The sequence below is a fragment of the Noviherbaspirillum malthae genome (assembly GCF_015352985.1).
In the GTDB taxonomy this organism is placed as follows: Bacteria; Pseudomonadota; Gammaproteobacteria; order Burkholderiales; family Burkholderiaceae_D; genus Noviherbaspirillum; species Noviherbaspirillum malthae.
In genome coordinates this window covers 1-12,645 of sequence record NZ_JACYXF010000033.1, presented here as the reverse complement: position 1 = coordinate 12,645, position 12,645 = coordinate 1, and the positions used below count along the sequence as shown (strand labels likewise).

General features: G+C 60.2%; 9 protein-coding genes and 1 pseudogene. 9 read left to right on the top strand and 1 reads right to left on the bottom strand.

Features of this window, described 5'->3' with window-relative positions; genetic code table 11:
• Positions 1 to 135: 135 nt before the first annotated feature.
• The 7 genes and pseudogenes from IGW03_RS24585 to IGW03_RS24555 all read left to right on the top strand — a co-directional run bounded on the left by IGW03_RS24585 (position 136) and on the right by IGW03_RS24555 (position 8,128).
• A pseudogene (locus IGW03_RS24585) lies at positions 136 to 1,050 on the top strand (DMT family transporter).
• Positions 1,051 to 1,171: 121 nt separating this feature from the next.
• Entirely contained in the window at positions 1,172 to 1,546 is a 375-nt protein-coding gene (locus tag IGW03_RS24580) for a hypothetical protein (protein ID WP_194725173.1), read from the top strand.
• Between the two features lie 117 nt (positions 1,547 to 1,663).
• Positions 1,664 to 2,881, top strand: a complete 1,218-nt coding sequence (locus IGW03_RS24575; protein WP_194725172.1) for a TolC family protein — start codon at positions 1,664 to 1,666, stop codon at positions 2,879 to 2,881.
• Positions 2,878 to 3,465, top strand: coding sequence for a hypothetical protein (locus tag IGW03_RS24570; protein ID WP_194725171.1), 588 nt, complete (start codon positions 2,878 to 2,880; stop codon positions 3,463 to 3,465). Before IGW03_RS24575 ends, IGW03_RS24570 begins: the two co-directional genes overlap by 4 nt.
• Positions 3,466 to 3,467: 2 nt before the next feature.
• The gene (locus IGW03_RS24565; protein WP_194725170.1) at positions 3,468 to 4,589 is read left to right on the top strand and encodes an efflux RND transporter periplasmic adaptor subunit; all 1,122 of its coding nucleotides are present in this window, start codon (positions 3,468 to 3,470) and stop codon (positions 4,587 to 4,589) included.
• Between the two features lie 10 nt (positions 4,590 to 4,599).
• Positions 4,600 to 7,704 carry an efflux RND transporter permease subunit gene (locus tag IGW03_RS24560; RefSeq protein WP_194725169.1) on the top strand — a complete coding sequence of 1,035 codons (3,105 nt, stop codon included), beginning with the start codon at positions 4,600 to 4,602 and terminating at the stop codon, positions 7,702 to 7,704.
• Positions 7,705 to 7,759: 55 nt separating this feature from the next.
• Entirely contained in the window at positions 7,760 to 8,128 is a 369-nt protein-coding gene (locus IGW03_RS24555) for a hypothetical protein (RefSeq protein ID WP_194725168.1), read from the top strand.
• A 561-nt stretch (positions 8,129 to 8,689) separates the two neighbouring features.
• Here the strand turns inward: IGW03_RS24555 and IGW03_RS24550 are convergent.
• Positions 8,690 to 9,619 (bottom strand): GntR family transcriptional regulator, encoded by a 930-nt coding sequence (locus IGW03_RS24550; RefSeq protein WP_194725167.1) that lies wholly within the window; start codon positions 9,617 to 9,619, stop codon positions 8,690 to 8,692.
• Positions 9,620 to 9,905: 286 nt separating this feature from the next.
• Here IGW03_RS24550 and IGW03_RS24545 point away from each other — a divergent pair, with 286 nt between their 5' ends.
• Complete coding sequence (locus tag IGW03_RS24545) at positions 9,906 to 11,126, top strand: DSD1 family PLP-dependent enzyme (RefSeq protein WP_194725166.1); 1,221 nt, start codon at positions 9,906 to 9,908, stop codon at positions 11,124 to 11,126.
• A 74-nt stretch (positions 11,127 to 11,200) separates the two neighbouring features.
• Positions 11,201 to 12,178, top strand: a complete 978-nt coding sequence (locus IGW03_RS24540; RefSeq protein WP_194725165.1) for a tripartite tricarboxylate transporter substrate binding protein — start codon at positions 11,201 to 11,203, stop codon at positions 12,176 to 12,178.
• Positions 12,179 to 12,645 lie beyond the last annotated feature (467 nt).

Sequence of the window (12,645 nt, the reverse complement as noted above, 5' to 3'; positions counted from 1 at the left end):
CCAAGGAAATAGGCATCGGATTGTTCCTTGATGCATGGAAAACGACCGGGGCATGTCTTGGCGGAGCGCCGTTAGACGCTAGCCATGCGCGTCGTCGGCTGCGATTCCGGGAGTGCAACGAATGGAGAGTGCGCTATGCACGGCGGTGTCTTTTATGCCTTGATGGCGGCGGTTCTTTTTGGCGCCAGTACGCCATTTGCAAAGACCCTCGTCGGACAGCTCGCACCTGTTACCTTGGCCGGATTGCTGTATCTAGGCAGCGGCATTGGTCTGCTGACCTGGTTTTTCCTTTGAAAAGTCGTTACGCAGAGCAGGCCGCAATCCGATATCGCGCTCCTGACCATGCCGGACTTACCATGGTTGGCCGGCGCCATCATCGCGGGCGGCATCGCCGGGCCATTGCTGTTGATGCTGGGCCTGACGCTGACGTCGGCGTCTTCCGCTTCGCTTCTGCTCAACATGGAGGGAGTTCTCACCGCGTTGCTGGCCTGGTTTGTCTTCAAGGAAAATTTCGACAAGCGAATCTTCGCCGGCATGGTGCTCATCGTGGTCGCTGGCATCAAAGGCTTGGTCGCCGGCTCCGTGAACCTGGGACTGGCTTTCATTCTTGGCTACGAACTGCCGGAAACCCGAACCGCGCTGATCGCGGGTGTCGTGGGATTGTCCGGGTATGGCCTGAGCCTGGTGATGTTCGTGCTCGCGCTTCGCCACCTCGGCACGGCCAGAACGGGCGCTTACTTTTCCGCCGCGCCTTTTGTCGGAGCGGCGCTTTCCCTCATCATGCTGGGCGAATCGCCGGGGCTGGTGTTTTGGGTCGCGGCCGCCTTGATGGGCGCGGGAATCTGGCTGCATCTGACGGAATCACACGAGCACGAGCATACCCATGAGTCGATGGATCATACGCACGCGCATCGGCATGATGAACATCATCAACACGAGCATGATTTTGAATGGGACGGGACCGAACCCCACGTTCACGCGCACTCGCATGGGGTACTTCGGCATTCGCACAAGCATTACCCGGATATCCACCATCGCCACCAGCACTGAATAACAGGGCGCCGATGACCGATGGCCGATGGCCGAAATGCTCATGGTCAGGTGGATACATGTAAATACGCAACTCCGGATGTGCATGGATCGCTTGGGTTCCTTGTTATAATCCGCTCACTTGTTTGCCTTTCACTCCACCGTGCGCCGCATTGTCTGCATTTTCCTGCTGATGTTGTTGCCCTTGCATAGCTTTGCCGTGCAGGGTGGCTGGCTGTCGGCGGGACAGGCTTACGACCTCGCGCACGAGTCCGAGCATCTGCAAGGCACGAGTCACCACCATGGCGACGACGGCACAGTGCATTACGACGATTCCGGCGAGTCGACGAAGCACTTTTCCGAGCACTCCGCATCGCAACCCGCATTCGGTCTGCCTGCGCTCTGCCTGCCACCGCTGTCATTCGAGTCCGTCACGGCGACGCCGACGCGACTGGCGCAATACATTCCGGACCCGATACCAGAGCGGCCGCAACGACCGCCTTCCGCCCTCGGCTGACATGCCGAGGGTATTTCTGCACACTCCTTGACCATTCCTGCGTCTTTCTGCGCGGCATAACGCCCGTGGGGTGCGGCTGCCTTCGGCCAGTTTTCCTGGACACCGAATGGAGAAGGCATGCGTGCTCGTTACTGGATTTACCGTAGTTGTGTGTATTCCGTCATGGCGCTGGCCGCGCCCATGGCATTGGCTCAAGCTGCATTTCCCGGCTTGAAAGCTGCCGTTGATGCGGCATGGCAGCGTTCGCCCCAAGCCCGCACCCTGGAGGCAAGGCGTGATGAAACGCTGGCTGGCCGGGAAGCGGCGCAATCGTGGGTTGCCGGCTCGCCGACGGTAGGACTGGCACAGCGCAGCGACCGCTGGACCGACCAGAACGGCGTTCGGGAAACCGAGGTTTCTGTCGCCGCGCCGGTTTGGCTGCCGGGTCAAAAGGCGGCGCGGGAATCCCTCGCGCAAAGCAACTCGGACGATCTGGAGGCGCAGATCGCCGCGACCCGGCTGGCACTGGCTGGCGAGGTGCGTGAACGCCTCTGGGCCGTTGCTGCTGCCCACGAATCGCTCTCCGAAGCCGAGGACCACCAACGCCACCTGGAAGCGATCGCCGAGGAAGTGTTGCGCCGAGTGAAGGCGGGAGACCTGGCGCGTACCGACGGCATGCTCGCCCAGCAAGAAGTGTTGGCCAGCCGCGGCGCGGTCGCCGCTGCAGAGGCAAAGCTGCAGGAAGCGTTGGGACGCTACCGCGTGTTGACCGGTCAGCCGTCAATCCCGGCGCTGGACGTCGAGCCGATTGCCGGCAACATCGCCGAGCCCCATCCACGTCTTGCGGCGGTACGCACCACGTTGCAGCGATCCCAAGCATCTTTTCAGGTGGTCAACCGCACGCGCAGCGACCCACCCATCGTGGGCATATCAATGCGGCGCGAGCAAGATAACCTTGCCGGCCCGGCCAGCCGCAGCATTGGCATTGCCGTGCAGATTCCATTCGGGACCGCCGCCCGCAATCGCCCCTTGGAAGCTGCCGCCCGCACTCAGATCGAGACTGCGACTGCAGAAGCGGCGCAGGCCGAGGTCCTGTTGAATGAAGATATTGACCTCGCCCGCGCGCAGCTGGACGCAGCCTGGCGATCCCTGGAAGCCGCCTCATCGCGTGCTTCGCTCACCCGGCAACATACCGAACTCATCGAAAAGGCGTTCAAGGCAGGCGAGCGCGGCCTGGCTGACTTGCTGCGCTCGCAGGCGTTGTCCCATGAAGCCGGGGTCGCGGAACGCCAGCAAAAGGTTGCGCTGGGCCTTGCGCACGCACGTCTGAATCAAGCTTTAGGAATCCTCCCATGAAACTCATCTCTGGTCTCTTCCTGTATTTCGCGCTGGGCTCGGCTGCCGTTGCCGCGCCGGGCGCACACGGCCCCAACGGCGAGCACCTCGATGCTCCGGGTGGTCACGCACACACCGATGCAGGGCCGCGCATCGAAACCTTTACCGAGACGTTCGAGCTGGTCGGGCATCTGCAGGGCGATGAACTGTCCATCCTGATTGACCGCTATGCGACTAATGAGCCCGTACTGGACGGCACACTGGAAGTCGAACTGAACGGACTGAAGGCGCCGGCCAGGTTCCACGCCGACCATGGCGACTATGCGGTTGATGACGCCAAGTTCCTCCAAGCACTGGCCAAGCCCGGCAAGCATTCACTGGTATTTACCCTTGCCGCTGGCGAGGAAACCGATCTTCTCGAAGGAACGATGGAGGTCAAGGCTGAGGAGGCCGGCCATGGACGCTCGCACGAGGGCGAGCATGGCGATTCCCATGGTCACGCTTATTCGCTGAAGACCTGGCTCATCGGCGGAATTCTCCTTTGCATTCTGATGGTTGCGATGCTCATTCCCATGCTGCGCCGTAAATCCCAATCAGGAAAATAACCATGCGTACGAAACTCACTCACCTTCTGCTTGTTTTGCTGTCCGCCGGCGTACTGTCCTCGGCATCGATTGCAGCGCCGGGGGCACACGGCCCGAATGGCGAACACCTGGATGCTCCCGGAGGCGCGTCGGCTTCCGGACTGGCACGACTGCCTGACGGCAGCGTCAACGTACCCAAACAGGCGCAACGGCGGATGTCCATCCGAACCCTGATGGCGGAGGAAGCCGAGCATCCACTGACCGTGGAGCTCAATGGCCGGGTCGGCATCGACCCGAACGCCGGCGGCCGCGTCCAGGCTCCCTTTGCCGGTCGTATCGAGCCGGGCCCGAAGGGGCTTCCGGTCGCGGGACAACGCGTGGAGAAAGGACAGGTTCTGTTGCACCTGCGTCCCACGGCGGGCGCCATCGAGCGAGGCAATCAGCAGGCGCAGCTGGTGGAGATACAGTCAAGCCGGCGCCTGGCGGAACAACGGGTGAAGCGACTTGAATCCCTTGAGGGAACGGTCCCGCAAAAGGAGATCGAAGCCGCGCGCGCCGAGCTGGCCAGCCTTACCGGCCGTGAACGCGCGGTCTCGCGCAGCGTCGCAGGCAACGAAGCAATTACCTCGCCGGCTTCCGGCATCGTTGCCACGGCAAATGTGCTGAACGGCCAGATTGTCGAGACGCGTGACGTGTTATTCGAGATTGTCGATCCGAACCGCATGATCGTGGAAGCAGTGACCACCGATGTTTCCCTCGCCGGGCGCATCATGAACGCCTCGCTTGCCGGATCCGAGGGGGTCGAACTGACCTATCTGGGCAGCGCGCGCAGCCTGCGCGACGGCGCACTGCCTGTCACGTTCCGCGCCAATGCCAAGAACGTCCCGCTGGCGGTTGGCCAGCCGGTGACCGTGGTCGCCAAGCTGACCGACAAGGTCAAGGGCATTGCGCTGCCTGCCGAGGCGGTGGTGCGCAACCAGAACAACGAATCGATCGTATGGATCAAGTCCGGCAGCGAGCGTTTCATTGCCCAGCCGGTCGAGTTCAAGCCGCTCGACGCCAAAACGGTTGTGGTGGTCAAGGGCCTCAGTCCTGAAAACCGGGTGGTGGTATCCGGCACAGCATTGATCAACCAAATCAGGTAGGAACGAGTGCATGTTTAATTGGATAGTTCGTTTCAGCCTGGCCAACAGGATCTTTATCCTGGCAGCCGCTGCGCTGCTCGTGGTCTACGGCACCCTGATGGTGACCCGCACCCCGGTGGACGTATTCCCGGACTTGAACAAGCCGCTGGTCACCGTGCTGACGGAGGCCGGCGGCATGGCACCGGAAGAAGTCGAGCAACTGGTGTCGTTTCCCATCGAGACATCGTTGAACGGGATGCCGGGCGTGACGCGGGTGCGCTCGGTGTCCGGTGTCGGCTTGTCGATCGTCTATGCCGAATTCGACTGGGGTACCGACATCTACCGCAATCGTCAGCTGGTTTCAGAGCGCCTGACTCTGGTCAAGGAACAGCTTCCGGGCAATATCACACCCATCATGGGGCCGGTATCGTCGATCATGGGCGAAATCATGCTGATTGCGCTGCCCATTGATGTCTCGAAGGCCAATCCGATGCAGGCGCGCGAGTACGCCGACTTCGTGCTCCGGCCGCGCCTGTTGTCCATTCCCGGCGTCTCCCAGGTCATTCCGATCGGCGGAGAAGTCCGGCAGTTGCGCGTTGAGCCCGATACCGCCCGCATGGCCCAGTTCAATGTGACGCTCGACCAGGTCGAGGCCTCCGTCAAGGGATTTGCCGCCAATACCAGCGGCGGATTCATCGACCTCAACAGCCGCGAATATCTGATCCGCAACCTCGGACGCACGAACCGGCTGGATGACGTCAAAGGGCTGGCAGTGGCCTACCGCGGCGGCGCTCCGGTGCTGCTTGAACAGGTGGCTTCGGTACGGTATGCGCCTGCGTTCAAACGCGGCGACGCCGGCATGAACGGCAAGCCGGCGGTGATTGTCAGCGTCCAGAAGCAGCCGGCCGCCGACACCGTCAAGCTGACGCGGGAAATCGAAAATGCGCTGGGCGAGCTGAAGCAGGGCCTGCCTGCGGGTTTGTCGGCTCCCGAGGTATTGTTCCGCCAGGCTGACTTCATCGAAGCGTCGATCAACAATGTGGTCGAAGCATTGCGGGACGGCGCAATCCTGGTCGCCATCATCCTGTTTGCGTTCCTGCTCAACTTCCGCACAACGGCGATATCGTTGATTGCCATTCCGCTTTCGCTGGCCGTGACGGCGCTGGCATTCCATCTGCTGGGGCAGTCCATCAACGTGATGACATTGGGCGGCCTTGCCATTGCCATCGGCGAGCTGGTGGATGACGCGGTGGTCGACGTGGAAAACATCCTGAGACGATTGAAGCAAAGACGCAGCGACGACAATGCACCTTCGGTACTGGAAATCATCTGGCAGGCGTCGGTAGAGGTGCGCTCCGGCATCGTCTACGCGACGATCATTGTCGTACTGGTGTTCGTGCCGCTGTTTGCCCTTCCCGGCATCGAGGGGCGCCTGTTTGCACCGCTCGGGATTGCCTACATTGTCTCGATCCTGGCGTCGATGCTGGTTTCGATGACGGTCACGCCGGTCTTGTCGTACTTCATGCTGCCCAACATGAAGCAGCTTGCGCATGGCGACAGTCCGCTTGTGCGTCGCCTCAAGGCCTGGGATACCCGTGCGCTGGAATGGTCTTTCCCGCGCGCGAAAGGGATCCTTGCCGTTGCCGGGATCGCGGTCATCGTGGCGGCGGCGAGCGTGCCGTTCTTCCCGCGAGCGTTCTTGCCGCCGTTCAACGAAGGTTCGCTGGTGATGGGCATGACATTCACGCCCGGAACGTCGCTTGCAGAAGCCAACCGCATGGGGTCATTGGCGGAAACGCTGATACGGGAAGTACCGGAAGTGACCAAGGTTGGACGCCGGACGGGACGTGCCGAGCTGGATGAGCATGCGGAAGGTGTTCATTCGGCTGAAATCGACGTCGACCTGAAGCGTTCGGATCGGGATCGCGAGGCAATCATGGCAGACATTCGCTCCCGCCTTGCCGTGATCCCTGGTTCCATCGCAATCGGCCAGCCGATCTCCCATCGTCTTGACCATTTGCTGTCCGGTGTCCGTGCGCAGATTGCCCTGAAAATCTATGGCGACGACATTGACACCTTGCGTGGCCTGGCTGAAGGGCTTCGTGGGCGCCTGGCAAATGTGCCGGGACTGGTCGACTTGTCAGTGGAGCGGCAGGTACTGATCCCGCAGATCAAGGTGCGGGTGGACTACCGGAAAGCCGCACAGTACGGGCTGACGCCGGGCCAGATCCTGACATCGCTGCAGACGCTGTCCGAGGGAGCACGGGCGACCCAGGTCGTTGACGGTCCGCGCCGCTTTGACTTGATGGTGCGGCTGCCTGACCAAAGCCGCTCGCCGCAGGATCTGTCGAGGACAATGCTGGACAGCCCGGCTGGCCGCATCCCGTTATCGGCAGTCGCGGCGGTGGAAGAAGGCGACGGGCCCAACCAGATCGGTCGCGAGAACGGCCGCAGGCGCATTGTGGTGTATGGCAATACGGATGGTTCCGACATGTCGCGCATCATTGCCGATGTGCGCAAGGCGATCGCGGCAACACCGCTTCCCGCCAGTTACTTCATCAGCATCGAGGGCCAGTTCCAGGCGCAGGAACAAGCAACCAGGTTGATCGTCGGCTTGTCCCTGATCTCGCTGGCGATGATTTTCCTGGTGCTGTACTCCCGCTACAAATCCGGCATCCTTGCCCTGGTCATCATGGGGAATATCCCGTTTGCCCTGATCGGAAGCGTGATTGCGATGTGGATTGCCGGGGTGTCGCTGTCGGTTGCCTCGATGGTCGGCTTCATTACGCTGGCGGGCATCGCCACGCGCAACGGCATCCTGAAGGTCAGTCACTACATCAACCTTTGCAAATTCGAAGGCGAGGCGTTCAGTCAGGCGATGATTATCCGCGGCTCGCTGGAAAGGCTCACGCCGGTGCTGATGACGGCACTGGTCGCGGCTTTTGCGCTGGCGCCGCTGCTGCTGGCAGCCGATGCACCCGGCAAGGAAATCCTGCATCCGGTTGCGGTGGTCATCTTCGGCGGTCTGGTCAGCTCAACGATTCTCGACTCGCTGCTGACACCGTTGATCTTCTGGCTGGTAGGCCGCAAGCCGCTGGAAGCGATCATCGCCGGCGAGGCGAAGGAAGCGTATTGACAATGGGCATTTGCGGCGGCGCCCATACCGAGCCGCTGCACCTATGGAGAAAGCGATGAAGAAACTACTGGCCCTCGCGGCAATGACAATGGCACTCTCGGGCAACGTGTTCGCGCATGGTGACAAGCCCAAGCATGGCGGGGTCGTCAGCACCGCAAACGACATGAGCTTCGAGCTGGTCAACAAGGATGGCAAGGCGATCGTCTATGTGAATGACCATGGCAAGCCGGTCGACACGGCGGGCGCAAGCGGCAAGCTGACCGTCCTGAACGGAACCGAGAAGACGGAAGTGGCGCTTGAGCCCGCAGGCAGCAATACCCTGACTACCAAGGACGATGCAAAACTGGCGAAGGGAAGCAAAGCGATTGCGGCGATTACCTTCGCCGACAAGAAAGCGGTGAACGCGCGCTTCTCGGTCAAGTAACCGCCGGTGCGGTTATGATGCGAGATACTGCGCCAAGCGAGTGAAAAAGCGCAGCACCGGCCTCGATGGCCGCAGCCTGGAGTGGCTATAAAGAGAATCTCGCATGCGACGGCCGCCTTCGGGTGGCCGTTGTTTTTTCACCTGCGGTTTTTGCATATGACGCCATCACGTCATCGCTCTGCCGCTGGGCCGGTTTTGCGCCGGATTTCCGTCTCCGAAGGGATTTTCGGAATGCAAGCTCTCTTTCTTAAGGTCCGCCAAACAGGCCCGATTTCGAGAACGAAAAGCCTTTCAGATTCTCGTTATTTACATATAAAGCAAGTCACTCCCTGATGGGAGGCGTAGCTGATCCTTTGGTTAAGGCTTTGGTCAACTGCTGCATGATGCCGCATGCTCGCGACCTATCCAGATCTAGGTCCGAGCAATTTCAAGAGCTTCTCACCGCCTTCCAAGCACGGCAATTTTCCAGAATGGCAGGGGGAGGGATCGCTCGTCTGCCGACCGCATCCGGAGGATTATTTGCCACAGTCCACAGCCCACAGCCCGCGCGGTTACTGATACTCAACGCTGTCTTTTCGAAGCGTCCGGTTTAATTTCCGCTCTTTCGGTCTCGGTGGACGCCATCCCGAGCGTCTGGGGAGAACTGGTCAATTTAACCGTGGCCACCTTGTTTTCAATCGCCTCGGAGATATGCCGGCGAAGCAAACTTGCTGCCGAGATCGTATCTCCTTGTTCAATGGCGTCGAGGATTTGCAGGTGATCGTCGGTGACATGCACTTGTCGCGGCTGGGCTTGCTTCTCTTGGCGATACTCAGCCAGCCGGCGCATCTGGTACAGATTTCTCAATATCTGTAACGCAAGCTGGTTATGTGACCATGACAGGATCGTTTCATGGAAACGCGCATTGGACTCGAACCGGTCCGAGGCAGAGATGACGTTGTGGCCGCCTTTGAGAATGGCTTCCTGCTCCTTGCGCAAGGCACGCAGTTGCACAATGTTCGGCCTGAACCGGGGACTGAGGATTCCAGCCGGCTCGAGTGCAAGACGGAGCCGATACATGTCGTCATAGGCGTCCTGGTTGTCAATGATCGGCAGGAAGCGCACCCCGTACCCCGCCTCCTTGACTGCCCATCCTTCTCGCTGTGCAATCGTGACGACTCTCCGTATTCCCGAGCGCGTGGCACCGAGCTTGCGCATCAGGTCGGACTCGGTCATCGATCCGGCGATGTCGCCGTTCAGGCGCGCTTCTGCAAGCTGGAGGTAGAGAGGATCTTCCGGCTGGCGAAGCCGGTCGAGTACCGCTTCGGGGATGGAGCCTGCGTCCACGGCCAAGGTGTACCCCTTGCTTTTCTCATAGGTCGCGACTCCTTCGTTTACGAGGTAGTCCAGCACCACACGCACCGGTGTGCGGGAAGTGCCGGTGACTTCGGCGAGCACCGTCTCGAGCAGCCTGTCGCCAGCCAGCAGTTGGCGTTCGCAGACATAGCGCACGATTTCCTTGAGGGTCTTGTTCTGTCCGACCGTAAGCATTCCCGATGACATTGACATCCTTTCTTTGTGGTGCGAGCGAATTATGCACCTTTCAGTTACCCGCAGTCTCTAGCGAAAACGCATATCCAGGTTCAAGAGCAGTTGCCGCGCGGGACGATCACGCAATTCGATACCGGCCGAACGACGTAATCGAACGCGCATTACGTATTTAAGAGTACATAAATACATAAAATCCTCTTTTTTGAGCACAACCGCCACTCTCCGCCGTAAAGGATGCACTGGAAAGATGCATGAGGAAATGCGCTTCTATTGCCTTGCCTGCACTTTCTTTCTGTTTGAGTTTTTTAGTGCGAATATACACTTGGCGCAATCCTTTCTTTGGGAGCGTGCATTGGCCTGCCAACCTAAATTGCCGGCAGTACTCGGCGCAAGCGTACTTGACACGCTGGACACTCCAGCCTTGGTAGTCGACCTTGACTTATTTGACAGCAACATCGAGCGAATCACTACGGCCTGCAGGGAGGCGAACGTTGGATGGCGGCCGCACTGCAAGCCGCACAAAAGCGGTGAGTTGGCGCGGCTCCTGATCGAGCGGGGCGCGCTCGGCGTCACGTGCGCAAAACTGTCCGAGGCAGTCGTGATGGCCGATGCCGGCATTCAGGACATTCTCATCGCTAACCAGATTACGGCGCCCGCCAAAATCGAGCGGCTCGTGGCGCTGCGCAGTCGGGTGGACGTGGCCGTATGTGTGGACAACGTTGATAACGCCAGGGTACTGAGCGACGCGGCGCTCCGTGCTGGTTGTCGACTGAGGGTACTGATTGAGGTGGACACCGGCACCCGTCGAGCCGGCGTGCTTCCCGGAGAACCGGTCGTTGAACTTGCCAGATCGCTGGTCGAGCTGCCGGGCCTTGATTTCGCAGGCGTAATGACATGGGAAGGGCATACCACGCAGATCGTCCCGCCGGAAGCCAAGGAGGCGGCGATCCGAGATGCGCTCGGCTTGCTGACCGAATCTGCCGACAGGTGCAGGAGTGCCGGCATGCCCGTTCGAATCGTTAGCTGCAGCGGCACAGGGACTTATCAAACGGCATGCCGTCTTCCCGGCGTAACGGAGATTGAGGCAGGAGGCGGCATCTTCGGCGATGTCCGGTACAGCACCAGGTATCACGTTGACCTGGATTACGCCCTCGTCATCCTGGCGACGGTAACGAGCCGACCTACCTCTCGGCGCATCGTGGTAGACGCCGGAAAAAAGGCGCTCAGTACGGACGCCGGCACGCCTTTGCCAATCCTTTTGTCGCAGGTGGAGTCGGTCAGCTTCTCCGCGGAGCACGGAAAGATTGAATTGAGCACGCCTTCGGATACGCCGCGCGTAGGCGAGAGGATTGCCCTGGTGCCCGGTTACGCCGACACCACGATCCACCTGCATCGGTGCATTTACGGCGTACGCGGCAACCGCATTGAAGCCGTTTGGCCCCTGCGAGAAGACTCGCGGCTGCTTTAGGCGGAATCGAGCCTGACCATGTTGCACCCGGAACGATCGTTATTTCCAACGATGGAACATTAGGAGCTTTGACCATGACTCACTTCTCTCGTCGCGACTTTCTCGCTGCTTCTGCCGCGATCACCGCCAGCTACATGGCGAGCCCTGTATATGCCAACAATTATCCCGGTCGCCCGATCCGGATCATCAGTCCGTATTCACCCGGCGGCGGCGCCGATATGGTCGCCCGCATGGTGGCGCAAAAATTGACGGAAACCATGGGCTGGACCGTCATCGTTGAAAACAAGCCCGGGGCCAACTCGATGATCGGAGCGGGCGCCGTCGCCAAGAGTGACGCAGATGGTTATACGCTGCTCATCACGGACACGGCGCATGCCACGAATCCCGCGGTACAGCCGAAGATTGCATTCGACACAAGCAAGGACTTTGTGCCGATTACCCTCATCGGTTCGTCGCCGCAATTGCTGGTGGCGAATCCATCCTTTCCGGCCAACTCGCTCAAGGAGATGCTTGCGTTGCCGCGCGATCGCGTGAACGGTTCGGCCGTGGGCACCGGCGGCTCGGGATCGGTGGCCCATCTGCTGTCGGAAATGTTGAAGCTCAAGTCCGGGATTGATCTGGTGCATGTGCCTTACAAGGGCGGCGGCGCGGCGCTCACCGATGCGGTCGGCGGTCAGATTCCGCTGGTGATCAACTCCATGCCGGCCGCCATGCCGTTTATCGAGCAGAAGCGGCTGAAGGTGCTCGCTATTGCCAGCCCGGCACGCAGCCCCAAGCTGCCGCAGGTGCAGACGATCTCCGAAAGTGTTTCGGGAATCGTTGGAAGCGCCTGGTATGGTGTGCTTGCACCCGCAAAGACGCCGGCCAACGTCCTGCAGCAAGTGAATGCAGCGATCGCGAAAGTGCTCGTACTGCCCGATGTCAAGGCCAAGCTGGCGACATCGTACATCGACCCATTGCCAGCAGGACCGGAGGCATTCTCGAAGTTCCTGAATGAAGAGATCGCCCGCTGGCAGTCGGTTGCCAAGCAAGCCAACATCAAGCTCGACTAATACCAATCCCAAGGCATAACGTGACGGATGAAAACAATCGATTTTTTCGTCTGGCAAGACCGAGGTTGCAGATCAGGAGTTCGGGGCGGGGCTATGGATGACGAGCGCAAAGCGGGCACGCGGAAAAAGACGTGATCTCATGGCATGTTATGACTCGGGATTGGCACAAGTGCATGACGCTGCATCGCGAATTCGTTTCCGTTCGCGCAAATATCGCCTTCAGGTCTGAGCAAGATGCCATGCCATAACAGCCTCCGCTTAGCCGTGAGGGCCGGGCCGACTTCTTTGAGCCGGTTCTGAATGCAGTTCCTTTGATGGTGCAACTCGACAGGAAAACGCTCTAGCGGTACTTTGTTAAATCCGGAGATAGAGGTTAATGCCGCAGCCCGACGTAAGGAAGGCTAAGAGCGCGGCGAGCTCTGGTGGTGGGCGCGCGTCCGAACAGGCCTGCCAGCAGGACATGAGCC

Coding starts and splice junctions, on each gene's coding strand:
- IGW03_RS24540 (WP_194725165.1), top strand. CDS start 11,201: ATGACTCACTTCTCTCGTCGCGACTTTCTCGCTGCTTCTGCCGCGATC.
- IGW03_RS24555 (WP_194725168.1), top strand. CDS start 7,760: ATGAAGAAACTACTGGCCCTCGCGGCAATGACAATGGCACTCTCGGGC.
- IGW03_RS24570 (WP_194725171.1), top strand. CDS start 2,878: ATGAAACTCATCTCTGGTCTCTTCCTGTATTTCGCGCTGGGCTCGGCT.
- IGW03_RS24545 (WP_194725166.1), top strand. CDS start 9,906: ATGCATGAGGAAATGCGCTTCTATTGCCTTGCCTGCACTTTCTTTCTG.
- IGW03_RS24565 (WP_194725170.1), top strand. CDS start 3,468: ATGCGTACGAAACTCACTCACCTTCTGCTTGTTTTGCTGTCCGCCGGC.
- IGW03_RS24575 (WP_194725172.1), top strand. CDS start 1,664: ATGCGTGCTCGTTACTGGATTTACCGTAGTTGTGTGTATTCCGTCATG.
- IGW03_RS24560 (WP_194725169.1), top strand. CDS start 4,600: ATGTTTAATTGGATAGTTCGTTTCAGCCTGGCCAACAGGATCTTTATC.